Annotated in this window: 19 protein-coding genes and 1 pseudogene; 9 read left to right on the plus strand and 11 right to left on the minus strand. The window is 42.0% G+C overall.

Features of this window, described 5'->3' with window-relative positions; translation table 11 throughout:
• The first annotated feature begins 140 nt into the window (after window positions 1-140).
• Window positions 141-485, plus strand: coding sequence for a DsrE family protein (locus TH606_RS01745; RefSeq protein WP_068540976.1), 345 nt, complete (start codon window positions 141-143; stop codon window positions 483-485).
• Window positions 486-548: 63 nt separating this feature from the next.
• Window positions 549-1,733: a P-loop NTPase gene (locus TH606_RS01750; RefSeq protein ID WP_068540977.1), complete on the plus strand. Its 1,185-nt coding sequence runs from the start codon at window positions 549-551 to the stop codon at window positions 1,731-1,733.
• A 28-nt stretch (window positions 1,734-1,761) separates the two neighbouring features.
• On the opposite strand, the gene TH606_RS01755 is transcribed toward TH606_RS01750, so the two are convergent.
• Window positions 1,762-3,033 (minus strand): M16 family metallopeptidase, encoded by a 1,272-nt coding sequence (locus tag TH606_RS01755; protein WP_068540978.1) that lies wholly within the window; start codon window positions 3,031-3,033, stop codon window positions 1,762-1,764.
• 30 nt (window positions 3,034-3,063) lie between these two features.
• A complete protein-coding gene (locus TH606_RS01760) occupies window positions 3,064-3,825 on the minus strand; it encodes a sulfite exporter TauE/SafE family protein (protein ID WP_068540979.1) in 762 nt (253 codons plus the stop codon).
• Window positions 3,826-4,047: 222 nt separating this feature from the next.
• Between TH606_RS01760 and TH606_RS01765 the strand changes: the two genes are divergently transcribed.
• The gene (locus TH606_RS01765; RefSeq protein ID WP_068540980.1) at window positions 4,048-4,797 is read left to right on the plus strand and encodes a slipin family protein; all 750 of its coding nucleotides are present in this window, start codon (window positions 4,048-4,050) and stop codon (window positions 4,795-4,797) included.
• A gap of 192 nt (window positions 4,798-4,989) precedes the next feature.
• Here the strand turns inward: TH606_RS01765 and TH606_RS01770 are convergent, their stop codons facing one another.
• From TH606_RS01770 to TH606_RS01800, 7 genes are all read right to left on the minus strand, one after another.
• On the minus strand, window positions 4,990-5,577 hold the full coding sequence (locus TH606_RS01770; protein WP_068540981.1) for a DUF4405 domain-containing protein: 588 nt from the start codon (window positions 5,575-5,577) through the stop codon (window positions 4,990-4,992).
• On the minus strand, window positions 5,577-6,926 hold the full coding sequence (locus TH606_RS01775; protein WP_068540982.1) for a sigma-54-dependent transcriptional regulator: 1,350 nt from the start codon (window positions 6,924-6,926) through the stop codon (window positions 5,577-5,579). The genes TH606_RS01770 and TH606_RS01775 overlap by 1 nt, the downstream gene beginning before the upstream one ends.
• Window positions 6,907-8,421, minus strand: a complete 1,515-nt coding sequence (locus TH606_RS01780; protein WP_068540983.1) for a sensor histidine kinase — start codon at window positions 8,419-8,421, stop codon at window positions 6,907-6,909. The genes TH606_RS01775 and TH606_RS01780 overlap by 20 nt, the downstream gene beginning before the upstream one ends.
• Complete coding sequence (locus TH606_RS01785; RefSeq protein ID WP_157627836.1) at window positions 8,411-8,890, minus strand: hypothetical protein; 480 nt, start codon at window positions 8,888-8,890, stop codon at window positions 8,411-8,413. The genes TH606_RS01780 and TH606_RS01785 overlap by 11 nt, the downstream gene beginning before the upstream one ends.
• Before the next feature lie 216 nt (window positions 8,891-9,106).
• The gene (locus TH606_RS01790) at window positions 9,107-9,610 is read right to left on the minus strand and encodes a hypothetical protein (RefSeq protein WP_068540985.1); all 504 of its coding nucleotides are present in this window, start codon (window positions 9,608-9,610) and stop codon (window positions 9,107-9,109) included.
• Window positions 9,611-9,753: 143 nt separating this feature from the next.
• Entirely contained in the window at window positions 9,754-10,428 is a 675-nt protein-coding gene (locus TH606_RS01795) for a DUF1614 domain-containing protein (protein ID WP_068540986.1), read from the minus strand.
• A 352-nt stretch (window positions 10,429-10,780) separates the two neighbouring features.
• The gene (locus tag TH606_RS01800; protein ID WP_068540987.1) at window positions 10,781-11,083 is read right to left on the minus strand and encodes a hypothetical protein; all 303 of its coding nucleotides are present in this window, start codon (window positions 11,081-11,083) and stop codon (window positions 10,781-10,783) included.
• 446 nt (window positions 11,084-11,529) lie between these two features.
• Here TH606_RS01800 and TH606_RS01805 point away from each other — a divergent pair, with 446 nt between their 5' ends.
• From TH606_RS01805 to TH606_RS12035, 5 genes and pseudogenes are all read left to right on the plus strand, one after another.
• Entirely contained in the window at window positions 11,530-11,781 is a 252-nt protein-coding gene (locus tag TH606_RS01805; protein ID WP_068540988.1) for a hypothetical protein, read from the plus strand.
• On the plus strand, window positions 11,778-12,191 hold the full coding sequence (locus TH606_RS01810; RefSeq protein ID WP_068540989.1) for a type II toxin-antitoxin system VapC family toxin: 414 nt from the start codon (window positions 11,778-11,780) through the stop codon (window positions 12,189-12,191). The genes TH606_RS01805 and TH606_RS01810 overlap by 4 nt, the downstream gene beginning before the upstream one ends.
• 291 nt (window positions 12,192-12,482) lie before the next feature.
• A pseudogene (locus TH606_RS01815) lies at window positions 12,483-12,662 on the plus strand (tyrosine-type recombinase/integrase); the annotation flags it as partial.
• Window positions 12,663-12,804: 142 nt separating this feature from the next.
• On the plus strand, window positions 12,805-14,541 hold the full coding sequence (locus TH606_RS01820) for a hypothetical protein (RefSeq protein ID WP_068540991.1): 1,737 nt from the start codon (window positions 12,805-12,807) through the stop codon (window positions 14,539-14,541).
• A gap of 255 nt (window positions 14,542-14,796) precedes the next feature.
• Window positions 14,797-15,018: a nucleotidyltransferase family protein gene (locus tag TH606_RS12035; protein WP_331710686.1), complete on the plus strand. Its 222-nt coding sequence runs from the start codon at window positions 14,797-14,799 to the stop codon at window positions 15,016-15,018.
• Here TH606_RS12035 and tsaE read toward each other — a convergent pair.
• Window positions 14,999-15,415, minus strand: a complete 417-nt coding sequence (tsaE, locus tag TH606_RS01830) for a tRNA (adenosine(37)-N6)-threonylcarbamoyltransferase complex ATPase subunit type 1 TsaE (protein ID WP_068540992.1) — start codon at window positions 15,413-15,415, stop codon at window positions 14,999-15,001. The two genes, TH606_RS12035 and tsaE, sit on opposite strands and share 20 nt — an antisense overlap.
• Window positions 15,402-16,970: a bifunctional ADP-dependent NAD(P)H-hydrate dehydratase/NAD(P)H-hydrate epimerase gene (locus TH606_RS01835; RefSeq protein ID WP_068540993.1), complete on the minus strand. Its 1,569-nt coding sequence runs from the start codon at window positions 16,968-16,970 to the stop codon at window positions 15,402-15,404. Before TH606_RS01835 ends, tsaE begins: the two co-directional genes overlap by 14 nt.
• A 289-nt stretch (window positions 16,971-17,259) precedes the next feature.
• On the opposite strand from TH606_RS01835, the gene TH606_RS01840 reads away from it, so the two are divergent.
• Window positions 17,260-18,138, plus strand: coding sequence for a biotin--[acetyl-CoA-carboxylase] ligase (locus tag TH606_RS01840; RefSeq protein ID WP_068540994.1), 879 nt, complete (start codon window positions 17,260-17,262; stop codon window positions 18,136-18,138).
• Window positions 18,139-18,360: the final 222 nt, after the last annotated feature.

The following is an 18,360-nucleotide window of genomic DNA, read 5'->3' on the forward strand; positions in this document are numbered from 1 at the left end:
GAAAATCACTGGTATTTTATCAGGCAAATCAAACAGATGTATTGCAGCGAAAAAGCTTGGGGCTAAGTGCTACCGTGTGGTGGCGATCTAAATCTTGCCACTATATCGCTGGCGATAAAACCAAAAGAGGAGGAATATTTATGGCCTTGAAACTGGTAATCCATGTTCCCGATTCGACCCGATACAAAATAGCTTTAAAGATGGGTATAAATTTCTTAAAAACTAAAGCCGAAGGGGAGGAACTTCTCGCCCGCATCCTGGTAAACGCTCAGGGTATCATGGTGCTTCTTGAGCTTGATGAAGAAAGTCAGAAACTTATGGAAGAATTTATCTCTTTCGGAGGAGAGGTTCACTTCTGTCGTAACGCCATGAAGGCCTTTAACGTGCCCGAAGAAAAAGTTCCGCCTAAGTGCCAGGTGGTTCCAGCAGGAATCAGGGCACTGGTGGAATGGCAGGATGAAGGTTTTCGTTACGTAAGGGCTTAATTAAATTTGCTTAAGTAAGCCATTCCTGTTAGTTTTAGCGGAAAGTTTTCAGGAGGAAGCAATATGGAAAATGTAGCCAAAGGTATGCCTGGAATGAATAAAAGTGCCATTATTGAACAGCAAGATCGCCGCGTCAAAGAGCAGCTTACCAAAATTCGCCATAAGATAATGGTCATGTCTGGCAAAGGCGGGGTGGGGAAAAGCTCTGTGGCTGTTAACCTAGCTGTAGGGCTTTCTTTACAGGACTTTATGGTGGGGCTCTTAGATGTTGATCTTCACGGTCCAAACGTCCCTAAAATGCTTGGATTAAGACGGGCCCATCTCCCTCGCCGTCCTGACGGCCGTATCGGCCCGGTGGTTTATTCACCAAATCTCAAGTTTCTATCTATTGAACCCTTGCTTCCAGAAGAAGATTCCGCCATCATCTGGCGCGGGCCTCTTAAGATTTCAGCCATCAAACAATTCATCGGCGATATTGACTGGGGAAAGCTTGATTACCTGGTGATAGACGCCCCTCCTGGCACAGGTGATGAACCCATGACCATTGCCCAGACCATCCCTGACGCCTACGCCCTTTTAGTAACTACACCCCAGGAAGTTTCTCTCATTGACGTGAAAAAGTCTTATAACTTCTGCAAAAAGGTGAAGATGCGTATCCTCGGGCTGGTGGAAAACATGAGTGGTTTTATTTGCCCTCACTGTGGCAAAGAGGTAGATCTTTTTAAACGCGGTGGTGGTGAACGTTTGGCTGAAGAGCTTGGTATCAAATTTTTAGGGCGCATTCCTGTGGACCCCAGGGTGGTGGCTGCTGGTGACTCGGGCAAACCCTTGATTGCCGCCTTTCCAGAGTCAAAAACAGCGGAAGCCTTTGAAGAGCTCGTGAGAAACGTGGTAGCAGCCACCGAAGAGCTCTTGAAAGATATTGAAGAAGGCCGCTTTATGCGGGTGGCTATTCCAGTTGAAGGTCCCCTGGTTATGGAAAAAGCCGATGAGGCCTCCATGTTTGCCATCTACGACGTGGAAAAGGGCGCTGTTAAGGTGAAAGACGTAGTCCCCAAACCTGGTGATGCCCCCATGGACCTCTGGCTTAAAGAACAGGTTATTACCCACCTTTTAACCCCTCAGATTTCTAAAAAATTAAAAGAAAGTCTTACCAGTATGGGTGTCCATGTAATTGAAAATATTCCGCCCAAGATGAAGTCTGACATGGCCGTGCAGGACTTGATAGCCGGCGTGATTAAGAAATAACAAGTAAGGCCCCCAAATCTCTGGGGGCTTACTTTTCCTCAAAAAGTTCCTGGTAAAGAGAAAGGCCTTCTTCTTCACTTATTGGCCCTAAAAGGGCAAGGGTTGGTTTTACCGCAAAAACTTCTCGGGCAAGGGTGGTAATATCTTGAGGGGTAAGGGTCTTTATTTTTTGGACGGTTTCTTCGTAGGGAATGTAACGGCCAAAGATAAATTCATTCCTGGCCAGGCGGGTCATTCGACTGTCAGGACTATCGGCTGAAAGAAGAAGGGCGCTTTTCAGGTTGTCAAAGGCGGCTTCAAACTCTTCGGTACTAATTTTATCTTCCATGAGAGAATTAAGTTCGTCTTTGATGACCAATAAAGTCTCTTTTAGCTTTTCTTTTTCCACAGCAACATAAATGCCAAGCTGGCCTACGTCTTCATAAAGAGAGAGATACGAATAGATGGCATAAGCCAGGCCACGTTTTTCACGCACTTCCTGAAAAAGACGCGAACTCATGTTGCCACCTAAAAGGGTATTCAAAAAAAGAAGACCGTAGCGCCTTTCGTCTTTTGTCCCAGGAGTGGCCATTCCCAGAGCCAGATGCACCTGCTCAAGGTTTCGGTGCTGAACTCCACAGGTGGAAAAGGGTTTAGGTGAGGTGCGTTTTTGGGGTTCCCCGGCTATAAGTTTGTCAAAGTAATTTTGGACAAGGGTTAGCAGTTCTTCGTGTTCTACCTTTCCCGCGGCGGCTATTACGAGATTAGAAGCCTTATAGTGTTTTTTATAAAATGAAATAACGTCTTCACTTGAGACACGAGAAATAACTTCCCATTCGCCAAGAATAGGTCGGGCCAGAGGGTGCTCTCCCCAGAGAAGGGAGCTGAACAGTTCATGTACCAGTTCCTCTGGAGAATCTTCAAGCATTTTTATTTCCTGAAGAATAATTTGTTTTTCGCGCTCAATGTCTTCAGGGGAGAAAAGAGGGTTTAAAAAGATGTCTGCCAAAATATCTAAAAAGCGTGGTAAATCTTCAGGCAATACTTTTCCGTGAAGGCAGGTATATTCCTTAGAAGTGAAAGCGTTGGAATAACCTCCCAGGCGGTCTAGCTCTTTGGCAATTTCTATAGCCGTGCGCCTATGAGTTCCCTTAAAAAACAGGTGTTCTATAAAGTGAGCCAGGCCATTTTGAGAATGGGTTTCGTCCCGGCTACCAACATTTAACCACAGGCCTAAAGAAACAGTGGGAAAGTCCGTTATATTTTCAGTTACCAGCCTCAAACCAGAGGGAAAGACCTCTTTTTTGATTTCTATACCCATGGCGCTAAAGCATAAACTAATGATGTGGAATTACAACAGGCCTAAGGCCCTTGAAATAAGTTTTAAAGCTACAGCAATAAGAAGCACTCCAAAAAGACGCTTTATCCATCTAGGTTTCATTTTGTGGCGCATAAAGCGAGCTCCTAGTTGAGCCCCTAGAATTACAGCCACCGTGCTAGTTAAAAGGAGCTTGGGATCAAACCTCCCCTCGGCCACATGCCCTAAAAACCCGGCAAATGACGAGAAAACCACAATAAAAGAACAGGTAGCAGCGGCCTTTTTAGTAGGGAAACCCACGGCTATTAATAGGGGTACAAAGAGAAACCCTCCCCCAATGCCTAAAAGACCAGCAATTAAACCAATAAAAAAACTGGCTATAGCGGTGATAAAGGCCCTTTGAGGAAAGGGCATAAGGTAAGTAGATTCAACCTGGTTGCTAGTAGAGAGCATACGCAAACCAGCCATTATCATAGCTATGGAAAAAAGGATTATTAATACCTGGGTGTCAATAAAACCAGTAAAATAAGCCCCTATAGGTGCTCCTATAAGAGAAGCTACCACCATGGGAAGGCTCCCTCGTATATCAACAAGTCCTGCCCTGAGGTAATATATGGAGGCCGAAAGGGCGGTTATCCCGTTTAAAAAAAGTCCAGTAGGAATAGCTACACTTTTAAAGTCAAAACCGAACCATTTAAATATTGGTATATAGAGTAGGGCCCCTCCTAAACCCAACATAGAGAAAATAAAAGCGATAAAAAATACTGCCATAGATACTAAAAGATAAAGGGACATATTTCTTTTCCCCTATTTTTGAAATTTCTAGATGATAATACTCCTTTATCGATGTGATCCAACCTCCACACCTCTGCGAGGCAACACAGGCATCTTGGCGATCTCAATCTATATCTGGACTTTGGAGGCCTTTATTTTATTGTCAGCGATTTTTTATATTAGCTTTTGTTAGTGGAACAGGGTATAAAATAAGTTCAAAATCCAGACAACTTGGAGGGTAGCATGAATATCCCGATTTCATTTGTAGTAATTTTTGCCATTTTATTTTTGGCCTCAGCGGTAAAAGTTTTAAAGGAATATGAAAGGGCTGTTGTCTTTCGTCTGGGTCGTTTAATTGGTGTTAAAGGGCCGGGTATCATTATCCTGATTCCCTTCATTGATAAGATGGTAAAGGTTGATTTGCGGACTGTAACCCTTGATGTGCCTCCACAGGAAGTAATTACCAGAGATAACGTCTCAGTTTCGGTAAGTGCAGTGGTGTATTTTCGGGTGGTTGATGCCGCCAAGGCTGTAGTTCAGGTTGAAAACTATTATTTTGCCACCAGCCAGCTTGCCCAGACTACCCTTCGTAGCATTTGTGGCCAGGCTGAACTAGATGAACTTCTGGCAGAGCGTGAAAAGCTTAACCTGAAGATACAGGAAATTCTTGATGCTGATACCGAACCCTGGGGAGTCAAAGTTTCTAAAGTGGAGATAAAAGAAATAGACCTTCCTGATGAGATGAAGCGGGCTATGGCAAAACAGGCCGAGGCTGAACGAGAAAGGCGCTCCAAGATTATTAACGCTGAAGGTGAACTTCAGGCTGCGGAAAAGCTGCTTCAGGCCGCTAAGATGATGGAAGAATCTCCCATTACTATTCAGCTACGCTACCTGCAGACATTAAGAGAAGTAGCAGCGGAAAATAATTCGGTAACCCTTTTTCCTATTCCCATAGATTTTTTTAAGGCCTTTTTGAAGAAACATAGCGATTAATTTGATATGAAAGATTGCTTCGCCTGAGATTACTTCGGGGTTTGCCCCTCACAATAATTAGGAAAAAAAACGAGTGCCTGACAATGACAGAAAAGAAAGTCAGGCCCTCGCATTTATAGTAATTAAAAATGTAAGGGGACTTTTGTGTGTCCCCTTTTTTTATTTTAGTTCTTACTAAGCACTACTTTTACTCTACTTTTGAGCTGCTTGAATCAGTATTTGATATACTTCCGAAGGTCTTTTGCCGTTAAGTTTGGCCACTTCTTTTAATGTTATTTGGCCAGAAGGTACTTCTAATCCCTGTTTTCTAAGAAGCTCTACGGCGTCGCGAGGGCGCATCCCCAGACGCATAGCAATGTCTCTTAGGGGCATGAGCTCAGCGTGTGGTACAGGCGGTGGAGTGGAAGATTTAACCCAGGAGTTTTTAATTTTTTCCTGAAATTCTAGGAGATAGTTTATAGGTGGTATATACTTTACAGCCATTACCAATAATATCAAAGAAATAAGGGTAGTAATTGCCGCTGGGCTTGTGATAGAAAGCTTTTCTTGCAGATATCTAACAAAAGGACGCCAGTTTAAATAGAGATGCCAGAAGCCAAAGATTAACATCAATATGCCAAAAACAAGGTGTAAAGATTGCCATTGGTCTTTGTCAAAGCCAAGCAAAGTCCAGCCTGTCCAGTAGGCTACCCGACCATGAGGCATGATAAAAAGCACCACCCCAGTTACCAACATTGCTATCAGTGACCAGAACAAAAATAAGCTTACGTATTTACGCATTACTTTTCTCCTCCTTTAGAAGGTTTCTTAAGGCCATGTTTGGCCATTTTATAACGCAGGACCCGTTCACTTATTCCCAGAAACTCCGCTGCTTTGGTTTGAACCCAGTTGGCTTTTTTTAAGGCTTCAAGGATCATTTCCTTTTCTATCTGGGCCAGACGCTCTTCAAGGGGGCCCAGCTTGGTAGTTTTAAAGCGCTTAACTTCTTCAGGAAGGTCTTCAGGAGTCACCAGAGAACCGCGCGCCAAGGTAACCGTGCGCTGGATAATGTGTTCAAGTTCTCTAACGTTTCCGGGGTAGGGATACTTTATCAATATGTCTAAGGCTTCAGCTGAAAACTTAACCGGTCTAAAAGCGTATTTTTTCACAAAGAAATCAATCAAGGCCGGTATGTCTTCTTTTCTGTGACGAAGGGGTGGGATCTTTATTTCAAAGACATTGAGGCGATAATATAGATCTTCTCTGAAACGACCTTCTTCACACATGGCTTTTAAATCCCGGTTGGTGGCAGCAATGACCCTCACATCCACTTCTTTTTCTCGTTCACTTCCTAAGCGCATTATTTTTGATTCTTGGAGCACCCTTAAGAGCTTAGGTTGAATGGAAAGGGGCATTTCGCCTATTTCGTCAAGGAATATGCTTCCCTTGTGAGCCAGTTCAAAGCGCCCTCGTTTTGATTGTATAGCTCCGGTAAAGGCCCCTTTTTCATGTCCAAAAAGTTCGGATTCAAATAAAGTTTCGGGAATAGCTGCACAGTTTACTTCTATGAAAGGCCCTTGAGCCCTGTCACTTAGCAGGTGTATCAAACGAGCAATGAGTTCTTTGCCTGTCCCTGTTTCTCCAGAAATGAGAACAGGCCACGGAGTTCTCGCCACCCTGGCTACCATGGAAAGGACTTCCTTCATCTGTTTGCTTTCAGCAATAATCTTGAGGGGAAGTTCTTTTTTTTCTTCTAATTTTTGGATAACTTCTTCAGCTTCCTGTTGGGTAAAAGTCTCCTGTTCCAGGCGCTTTATACGAGATAGCAGGTCATCTAAATTGATAGGTTTTTCAAGGAAATCGTCAGCTCCAAGCTTCATTACCTTGACAGCCGTATCTACTGCTCCGTAGGCGGTTATCATTATAGCCCTTACTTTAGGATTAATGCCTTTAAGCCTGGCCAGGAGTTCATCTCCGGACATTTCAGGCATTTTTTGGTCAACTAAAACCAGCCAGATGAGTTCTTTTTCAAATATTTCAATAGCTTCTTTGGGCCTGGTGGTATAACTGACTTCGTAACCCTCTTTTTCCAGAAAGCCTTTTAAAAGCTCACATTGAATTTCTTCGTCATCAACTATGAGTATTTTCATTTTTAAGCCTCGGTAAACGAATTTCTATTTTAAAAAGATTGTCATTGGTGATTTCAGCGTAAACTTCTCCATTATGAGCTTCTATAATTTTTTTCACCAGGGCAAGCCCCAGCCCGGTTCCTTTTGTTTTAAAGGTGACGTAAGGATTAAATATTTCCTCAAGTTTATCCTTAGGTGGCAGTTCTCCTGAGTTCTTAATAGTCAGAACTGCATATTTACCTTGTTTTTTAAGAGAAATTGCCAGAGTGCCATTTTCTTTTGAGGCTTCCAGGGCGTTTAAAATCAGATTTTCCAGAGCCTGTAATAAAAGTTCTCTATTTCCAATGATAAACAATTTTTCTAATTCTGTAGAAACATTTATTTTTTTGTCTTTCAATAAGAGTTGATAGCGTTCAAGCATTTCTAAAACAATGGATGATAGTTCTACTTTTTCTTTATTAAAATTTTTTCCGATTCGTACGTAGTTTAACAAAGAATCTATAGTTTTAGTTGATTGTAATAGTGATTTATTTAATAATTCCAGCAATTTAAGCTCCTCTTGAGACAAACTTTTAGCCTCTTTGATTAATCTTTGTAAGGCTAAAGATATATTGTTAATTGGATTTTTAATTTCATGAGCGATAGTTGCTGCTGCCCTTCCAAGAGCTACTTCTTCTTTTTGTTGAGCGAGACTTCTTTCATAATTTCTAATATTTTCCAAGTATTTTTTTTGGAAAAAATAGAAAATAACAGTCAATATCAAACCAATCAAGGAAAGACTAGAAGATAAGATTAAGTAGCGCTCTTTGAGTTTTTTTTCTAAAAGTTCTAAATTTTTAGCCTTTAAGTAAACAATTAGAGTCTTGTTTTGAAAAGGCATTTCTATCTTAAAGTTTTTATTGAAAAGAGAAACTTTTGGTTGTTTTATTTTTTGTGGAACTATTTCCACTGAACGTACATTAGGAAGTTTAGAAATACGGTTGATAATGCTTTCAATTGATATTTTTTCATAAAATGGTTTAATATTTTCAACTCTTGAGCCTATTATAACTTTCTTTAGAAAGGTTAAGTTTTCCCTGCAAAATACAAATAGGTTGTATTCTTTGATATAAGTTAAACTATTCTGGCAAATATCAATTTCTGGCAACCATCCTTCAGGTACAGAAATAATTTCTCCGTTTGACCTTTCAATAAAAATTCCAGCAAGACCATTTTCCTGGATAAAACCTAACAACTCATCTGGAGAAAAAGGCTCTATAGAGTCTAAATAATCAATAAAAGATGATGTATTAGAAAGAAAATGATAAAGAATATTTTTTATTATTTTTTCTGCTAATGAACCTGTTTCCATATTTAGACGGATTACTTCTGTAAGTGTGTAAGAATCCTGCTGTACATGTTCAACAAAAAATTTTTCTATTTCCTTATGATGAAAATAAAAAGATAGATTTAAAAGACCAAATAAAACAAGAAAAAAAACCAGATTTATTTTCCATAAAGAGAGCCTATCTACCATATCCACCGCCGTGTCCACCGCCTCTTTCCTTTTGTTGCCGTTGTTCCCGTTTGTAAAATTCTTTTCGGTAACATCTTGGCCATTTTTGGCGAATGCTTTTTTGTAATCTCTTCCTGATACCGGTAAAATCTTTGCGCTCTTTAATGATTAAGTCTCTAGCTAAAAATTGGCCGTCAAATGTTTTAAAAAGGCGAAACTTTATTACATCTCCTGGATAAAGCCTAAGGTGATTCTCATTAAAAAAAATTTTGATTCTTTTAGACCTGTTATTTTCGTCAAAAAAAAGGACAATAGCACTTTTAGGGCAGGGAAAAGTCATCAATACTTTTCCTTCAATTTTAACTCCCTCTTCAAGGCCTTGAGCTTTGAGAGGACTAATAATGGTTAGAAAAATTAATAATGAGAGCACAAAACAGGTAACAATTTTAGGGCTGTCATTGCGAGTTTTCCCTTTGTCATTGCGAGCCACATTTCCCACCTCGTCATTGCGAGCCACGAAGTGGCGAAGCAATCTCTTCCCCGAGTTATACCGAAAAGGTTTAAGATTGCCACGGCAACTAGGTCGCCTCGTGATGACGCCCTGTAATATAAAAAAGGCTCTCATTAATAACAAACTAAAAATTAGGATTCTCATAATCTCTTCTAAAAAACCCCGCCTTTTTAGGCGGGGTTTTTTAATTACTCATTAATTTGAATACCGCCAGCATTGACCTCTACCATAACCCTGGCCAGGGGCAAAATATTGGTTACCACTTCCCTGATTCATTTGCATCTGTTGACGACCTCTATTTTTCCAGGGCCCTCCGCGCCAGAGAGGCCTTCCATCTTCCCCTCTTAGTACGATGGTCTGTCCGGAAACAGTCATTTTAGTAGCTACGATTCTAGTAGTGCCATTGGGAAAAGTAACTTCATAGCCTTCTACAGTGATGTCCTCTCCAACCGTAGGGTAGGGGACTCCCATTTGTTGCCAGTACCACCTAGGGCCAATGCCATACACGGTGACTACCCCCTGATCTGTTTCAACCTGCAAACCCTGGCTGGCAGGCCAGGGGACAGCCTTAACCACTCCCGTAATTGTTACCGGAGTTCCTGAAAGGATGTAAGGTACCGCTGGGGGATTAGGATTTTGGGCCCATACTCCCCCTGCCACAAACAGACTGAATACCATAGCCAAAATTAAATTCCTCATCTTTTGTACCTCCTTCTTTGTTTTTATCAGTTTTTAAGTGCAATGCGTGTGCCAGTTTGTATGGCCGGGGAAATCAGTATTTTCAAGAAATTAGCTTGCTTTAATTCGACAAAAAGAAGAATTCGACAATAGTGTCGATGGAATTAAGCCAGAATTACAGCTATAATTCCTGTAAGAAATATGCCGTCAAAAGTACCTGCACCACCAATTGAAGCTACGGGGGCTTTAAGCCGGTTTATGTCTCTCAGGTGCAAAATGTCTGCGCCGATAAGGGTACCGAGTGTTCCTGAAATGTAGGCCACTACCGGGGCCTTTTCTGGAGAGATGAGAAGGGCTATAAGAGCTGCGGCCAGAGGGGGAATAAACATGGGAATGGCAATCCCTATACCTGGTACAGGCCGGGCCAGTTTATAACAGATGAAAGCCACTATGGTGGTGGCTATAAGAGGGCTTATAAAAAGGCCGTTAGTTAACATTAGATATAAAGAGACAAAAACAGGAATTATACAGCCACCAACGTTTACGGCTATTACGGTATAACTTGGTTCTCTGACTTGGGGGATTACGTAACGTATGCCAAAAAAAGTAACCGTTACTTCTTCAGGGTAAAGCTCACGGTCTCTCCTGATTTTTTTTACGGGAATATTGATACTGCTCCCTATCAAGGAGCCGAAAAGAAAGACAAAAATCTGGCCTGCGGACAGTCCAAGTTTGCTGGCGGCAATAGTTATTAATCCAATGTGGACGAAAATAAATAAAAAAAGCAACAAAAAGAGAAAAAGAAAGAAAAATAAGATAGCAAAAGGGCTAAATATCATTTTTTGTCCTCTATAAAGATTTTTGAATTTAATTGGTTATTTTATCTCTCCCTGAGCCTGCTTCGCTTGTCCCGAGCGAAGCGAGGAATCTCCGGGACTGCTTTGTCGGCCTTTGGCCTCCTCGCAGTGACAAGTTGGGAGCCCCCCCGCAGTGAGCAAATAGGTTGTTATGGCGAGGTCTCTTCCCGTCATGGCGAGCCACATTGACATCGTGAGTTTCCCGGATATAGGTATGAACGAGATCGGTCATGCTTTTCACGAACCCGGCCCGGGGGTCTCGTCGTTTTCAAGGAGATGCAGGTAGAATTCTCCCCTTGTCATAGCCGCTTTTCTGGTTTCAGGATCAAGGGATTCATCGGTTAAGTATTTCACGTACCCCTTCTATGGGCATTCTGCCTTCTGCACCCACCAATAACATAGAAAGTTTTACGGTAGGCACATTAAAAACATCCTCAGCCTCCCTCTTACCGCGGGTTATTTCTCCCATCTTAAGTCCTCTAATTTCGGTTATTCCCCCACGGGGATTAATCTTAACCTCGGAGCCGTCTGGAACCACCTGATACACATCTCCCTGGAAGTGCATAATTCCCCGCTCAAGGGTATATCTACCATCGAGGCGATAAACTTCTCTTCTTCCGTTTCGATCTAAGTCCATACGAATATAAAATCGTCAACTCTCCCCTGATCCAGTTCTTTGTAGATATTTTTCTTCCTGCGTAATTATAATACAGGACGTACTGATTTCCTACTCTTAGGTGAGTTCCCTCTTTGATCTGGAGATGCCCGTCGTCATAGTCAACAGAAACCATCCTGCCAGCGGCCAGAGATGTTACTGCTCCTTTTTCATCTTTTGATACAGAGTGATCATCTTCAGGAATTTAATCATCTTCTGGAATTCCAAGCTCAGAGAGAAAACTGTAGTTGGTAGATCCTTATGTTTTTATATCCTCCAGGGGCTAACTTTTCTGCCGCGTTGCGTAAAATATCTTTACTATTTTGAAATCCCGGCCCTCCCGTATCGTGTCCACTTTGGAGCAATCTTGACTAGAAGAAAATTACTCTTATCCTAAAAGAGGAAAATCCGACAAAGGTGTAAGGGATATGCCACGAGCCAGAGTGGAGAAGCGTCATAAGGTTTCAGTCCTTTTCCCGGTGGATCTTTTGAAAAAGGTCAGGATGGTAGCTTCCGTCAAGGGGGAGCCTCTGAGCCAGACCATCGTGAGACTTACGGAAATAGGATTGAAGGAAGAGTTCGGGGACGGTTCCGTAGATCTGGAAGCGCTGGAAAAAGCCATAGGAAGCATACCGGCAGGGGGAGACGCCTTGAAAGACTCAGAGGATCTTTATTTATGAAGGAGAGAGCGGTTCTCGATACCAGCTTTCTGGTGGCCTGTCTTTGCGAGAGGGATGTGCATCATCGGAGGGCCAGAGAAATTTTCAGGGAAACCTTGAGAGATTTACATCCGATAGTGCCGGATGTGATCTATGGGGAAGCAGTTTCAGTTCTGGCCCGGCGGTCGAGGGAATGGGGATTCGAGTTCGGACAGGCGTTAAGGGAATTGAGGGCCATCTGTCCTCGTCCGGCCAGATTTGCGGTGTATCTTCTGGAAGAATTTGACGATATAATAAGGCTGGTGGAGGATACGGAGGGGAGATTGAACTTCAACGATGCCCTCATCGTGGTAGGGGCGAGAGAGGAAAGGATAAAGAAGATAGTGAGTTTCGATTCGGATTTTGACGGATACATGGAAAGAATCGGGTAATCAATAAACTGTAGTTGGACCATTTGTAATGAAGATTCATTGAGTGGTGCTAAAAAACTCTGCAAAAGGAGTTAAAACTATGATGGAAGTTTTCTCTGAAATAATGCTCCTTGAGGAGACCGCAAAATATTTAAAAATAGAAAAACCTCAAAAATCTACTATTTAAAATGGCAAAGTTTGACAGTTTCTAGGCAAAATTAAGGAGTCCCAAAAATTAAAAATATAAAACACAAAGCCATTTTAATGCTTATTTATTCTGGTGGTTTGCGTGTCGGAGAGGTTGTGAGGCTCCTTTTAAGACATTCCTTTGCCACGCACTTGCTGGAAAGTGGAATTGACCTGAGGTATATTCAGGAGCTTTTAGGTCATAAAAGTACAAAAACAACAGAAATTTACACCCATGTAAGTAAGAAGAATCTTTCAGCAATAAAAAACCCACTTGATGATCTTTTAGCAGGAAGAGGGATATGACCAAGGTAATAAAAAGTAATGGCCATTCAGAGAGAAATATATGCGAACAGTTCGCATATACCACAAAATTAGTAGTATATCCGAACAGTTCGGATATGAACGAGTTAGGCGTAATGCCCTCAATAATAGGAGGGAAAAAATCATGAATATGGATAATAGAATTCCGAGTGTCATCCGCGAGTTTACCGGTCAGCCAGCAATGCGGAACGTCTTATCCTTTTTGGCTTTTGAAGACTGGTTAGCAAAGAAAGAAAACGAATCTAAAGATTGGATTGTTGTTGCTCGTTCATGGCGAGAAAGAACTACGGACTTATTTACCTTCAGTGCACTTGCCTCTGCGGCTAAAGGTAACCTTGAGAGACTATTGTCAAAGTCCGATTGGGATATCGACCTAGAATTCGGAAAACCTTACTTTTATAGTCGTGGGGGTGAAAAGGTAGCCCATTATGATCCAGGAATGAGTACCGAAATTGACGGCATCGAATTTAGGCCCTTCATAATTTATCGTTATTTTCACGGCTTTGTTCCGAGTACTTTTGAATTGGTGCAGAATTTTATTCTATACCATGAAGCGTTCTTTGTACCTGAAAAAGGTGAATATCATCGTATTGACGATGATGGAGACATACAACCAATAGTCCGGATTAGGCAAGAGAATGATAACCGTTTAATTTTAGTCGACGTTCATCATCTGAAAGATTACTTAGCGGCAAATCAATGCTATCTAGTCCGCTATCATGATCATCGTAGACGAGCTTTGGAAGACATCAGTGAACATATCGGGGGACAATTTGCAAGCTACCCCTTAGGTGATAAATCATCGAGCTTTGAACTTTGGCTTCGTACTGACATTCCTTGGAATAATTATAAGAGTGTATCACGTCTTCTTGGCAAAGATGTGGTGTTTCCCTATTCTGAACCAGACAAGCGCCATACATGGTTTGCTACGGGAGAGAGAGAAAAGAAGTTCGCTACTTTTATCATAGGTCGTAATGAACAGGGTAAAGATATTGAGTCAACTTGTAATGAGGAGGTACTTAGCAACTATTTTACTGATCGTGGAACCCCTCATTTTCTTACACCGGTATTCTTTAAGCGAAAAGTCCTAGTTAAATACTACCAAGAACCAAGTCGCTATAGGGTCAGTGATTCAGGCGTAGGTTGTCTTGACCTTTGGCATCTTCCTATAGATATTACGGAGGAGGAACTTGTCCAAGTTTGGCTTGGAGATTTAGGTCGCATTCCATATAAAGAGCAATTACATTGGCGTCAATTCAATGTCCCTCCAAGGGGGACGATCACTAGACACCGTTGGCTTCGTGATTTTATGGCCGAATTTGCTGACCCAACAGATGACCCTATTTACTATTTCCGTGTGGCCTTTGAGGAAGTTCAAAGAGAAGCAAGAGCAAGATACTGTGAGGATTTATTCCAGGGGCTTGATGAAAAGGACAGACATGCTTATGAAACACTACATTTACCCTTAACCGAGGAATGGAAAGAGTTCGATGAACAAATGCAAGCACTAGCAAAAGTTATAGTAGATTCACTAAACGTTAATCTTCTCTCCCGTGAGAGTAGTCAAAAGATTGATGGAAGTTCGATTAGGGGATCTATTGATCTACTCGAAATCTATCTGAAAGAGATAGGAGTTACGGAAGACATTAGGAAACAAATTATGTATGCTATGCATGCTATACAGACAATCCGATCAACTGGTGCCGCTCACCGTAAAGGCTCAAACTTCAACAAGGCATTGCAACGTTTTCAACTAGATAACTTATCAAATCGTGAAAAGGTAAAGAAGTTGGTAACAGACCTTACACGTGCACTATCTTTAATTGCAGAAGCGATTCGCCAAACAGGGACATCTTGTTGAGGGGGTTTGACGGGGCACTACGCATAACAGAGCGTATCTGGCTTCGGTGCTTCGCACCTTTGCCAAAATCCAGCCTTACGGCTGGACTTCAGATACACTCAAAACGTTAAGTGAAATGCCCGCCGTCGCTTTGGAAAATTTTAAAATAAGAAGAGAATAAATATTAGGTGGAGAAAATGAAAAAATCGCTTGATGAGATAAAAGAAATCCTCAAAAAAATAACTCAAAGAAAAGTATGGAGTAAAAGAAATAGGTATATTTGGCTCTTATTTAAGAGGAGAAGCTAAAGAAGAAAGCGATGCTGATATTTTAGTGGAATTTAATCCAGATACAAAAATTAGCCTTATAGGCTTTGTTGAAATGGAGAATTATCTCAGCGATTTGCCTGGAGTTAAGGTTGATCTGGTTGAAAAATCTGCATTGAAACCGAGAATCGGCAAACAGATTCTAAGTGAGGTTATATATCTATATCTATAATTATTTTTCTTTCCTGCGCATCCAGTATTTCAAAATAAACTTTGATGGCTTTATCAAAGGAAAAAGGGAGCCTTTCACTCCATTCTATAACCAGAACGCCCTGTTCAGCCAGCTCTTCCAGGCCCAAATCGTAAACATCTTCCGGCTCAAGGCGATAAAGGTCCACATGATAAAGAGGGATTCGCCCCGGGTATTCGTTTATAATAGCAAAGGTAGGGCTTTGGACATAGTAGTCTTCAGGGACACCGAGGCCGCGAGCCAGGCCTTTAACGAAGGTGGTTTTTCCTGCCCCGAGATCTCCGAAAAGGAGAATAATATCTCCACAGGCCAATCTTTTCCCCAGTTTTTCGGCTAACTGTTCTGTTTCTTCTGGGCTTTTGGTTTTAAAGACTTCCAAGTTTTTTCCTCATTATTGTTTCTTTTATAGCGTTTGGTAAGGCCTCGGCCACTTCTTCGGCCACAAAACCAAAAGGCCCTTTACGTTTTGCCAGTATATCACCTGAAAGACCATGTAAATAGACTCCCAGGCAGGCGGCAATAAAAGGCTCATAGCCCTGAGCTAATAAAGCCGTTATCAGGCCGGTTAAAACGTCACCTGTGCCTCCAGTGGCAAGGCCGGGGTTCCCAGAATAGTTAACAGCTTCCCGGCCATCCGGACTTACAACTACTGTGGCTGCCCCTTTGAGTACAATGATACTTTCGGTTTCTTTAGCAGCCAGGCGGGCTATTTCAAGTCGGTTTTTCTTTATTTCTTCTATGGAAATGTCAAGGAGGCGGGCGAGTTCGCCAGGATGAGGGGTTAGAATGCGAGGAGCCTGGGCTCGCCGTAAATGAAATAGCTCGCCAGCCAGGGCAGAAATAGCATCAGCATCTATTACCATAGGGATATCAAGACGAGCTACCAGCCGATGAACCAGCTCAAAAGTTTCCTGGTGAAGGCCAAGGCCTGGCCCTATACTTGCGGCCTTTTTACCCTGACAAAAGCTAATAATTTCATCAAAGGCCCGGTAAGAGAGGCTATTTATCTCTGTTTCGTGTTCAAGGGGATAGGTCATGGCTTCGGTGAGGGCTATTTCGTAAATGTGGTTAAGGCTTTTGGGACATACCAGAGTTACCAGCCCGGCTCCCCCCCTTAAAGCTCCCCGGCAGGTAAGGATAGCTGCTCCGGTTTTGCCTCTGGAACCGGCAAGTACGGCTACGTGGCCGTAAGTTCCTTTATGGCTTTCAGGTTCCCTTGGCTTTATGTTCTTGCTTGCCCAGCTTTCGTCCAGTAAAAAACGCTTGGGAGCAAGCTCTTCAATCACGGTTTTGGGCATGGAAATATCAACTACTTTCAATTCTCCCACGTAATAACGGCCGGGATAAATTACCTGGCCTATTTTGGGAAGGGCCATGGTAGCGGTAAGGGTAGCTTTTACCGCTATACCTAACGGTTTTCCAGAGTCAGCCGAAAGCCCTGAGGGAATATCTACAGCTATCACAGGCTTTTCACTTTGGTTTATAGCTTCAATAGCGGCCGCAAAATGCCCGCCTACTTCCCTTGTCAGGCCGGTGCCAAAAATGGCATCAACTATCAGACCACAGGCCTTTATTTCCTGTCTCAGAGTAGAAATATCGCTATCTACGAAAAATAAAGGGAGTTTCATCTTTTTTACGATCTGGAGATTGATCAGGGCGTCTCCTTTAAACTTTTCCGTAGGGGCAAGGCAAAATATCTTTACCGGAAAGCCTTTTTGAAAAAGATGTCTGGCAATAACGAACCCGTCTCCACCGTTATTGCCAGGCCCACAAATAATTAGAGCACCTTGAGGAAGAACATGACTAAAGCGTTCAACTATTAATTCGGCCGTCCCTCGGCCGGCGTTTTCCATAAGGATTAAGCCCGGAATACCGAACTCTTCAATGGTAAAACGATCCAAGGTCTGCATCTCGCGCGCGTAAACTAATCTCATGTGTCACTCCTCAAGGTTTTGTTTGGTTTCAATTTAAAAAAACGCTAAACTTTAGCTTTCTCATTGTACTCATTATCTCCTCGCAGTGACAATATGGATGAGTCATGTAAAATGTCCCATATAGATAAAATTTTATAAAACGTTTCTTGAAACGAGACCAAGGTAAAATTTCCAAAGTATTAGATTTAGATCGCCACAGCGGCTATGCCGCCTGGCGCAAGGATTACTTCGCCATTTTGTGGCCCTGTGTCACTATGTCAGAGACAGGCGAAACAGCCAACTAAAATAGATGAAACGTTTAGTTAAACTAGAAAAAGACATTTTGGCTTTAATAGAAGCTGAAACCCTAAAATTTAGGGATAATTATTTTTATGGATTTTCTGGGGAAGAGGTTTTACGGCGTGGAAGAGAAGTTGGCCAGGAAATCTTTGTTTTTGAGCGTTTACCCAGGGCTACAGATTTTTTACGTCAAAAAATAAAAAAAGATCCCCTCATAAAAAACGGCCTTACCGTCTTAGCACTTGAAATGACCGAAGCTAAAGGACGTTTTTCACGCACCTGGGTTGCTTCAAAAGGAGGGCTATGGCTGACTATAGCTTTATACGACGACATAACTCCAGAATTCAAAGGCTGGGTATCCATTATCATAGGCTTTGCCTTAACAGAGACTGTTCAGGCCTTTGGAGTACCTGCCAGGCAAAAATGGATAAATGACCTCTGGATAAATGAAAAAAAGTTAGCCGGCGTACTGATAGAAAGAAGTTCTAATTATGAAGACGCCTGGTACCTCGTGGGGGTAGGGCTTAACGTCAATAATTCTTTGCCTGTGGGGCTTCCAGCCACTTCTTTAAAAGAAATACTTGGTCACGAAGTTAATTTCCCCGAAGTTTCAGCCAAGTTTTTATTTAATTTACGAAAGTATTTAGGCTTGCTAAGGGCTTGCGAAGCCCATCTCCTTCAGGATAAGAAGCTCAAAAATCCTTTGCCAGGGATTTTTAAAATTTTCTCAGATACTATTGGTCGTTACGTAGCTTTTGGTGAAGACCTGACAGAAAGAGAAGAGGGTAGGGGGGTGGTAATTGATATAGATGATAGAGGGCGTCTTTTAATTGAATCCTCTTCAGGCCGCCAAATAAAGCTATTTTCTGGTGAAATAAAATATTTGTAAGACATTAAAAATTAGGCCTTTACAATATTAACGGATCTGCTTTTTGGATTGCTTTTTGTCCCTTATGATGTTCCAAATGAAACTAAAGGGAACCTCTAAAAATTCTTTTCTTGCGTTCTGCTTACGAAAACAATATCAAAATTTGTAAAAACTCCATAATAGTTACAATACTAGAGTTATAACTGAAATAGTTTGGTAGTATTTCAGTAATTGTGTCCGAAA

It is taken from the genome of Thermodesulfatator autotrophicus, from assembly GCF_001642325.1.
GTDB classification, from domain to species: Bacteria; Desulfobacterota; Thermodesulfobacteria; order Thermodesulfobacteriales; family Thermodesulfatatoraceae; genus Thermodesulfatator; species Thermodesulfatator autotrophicus.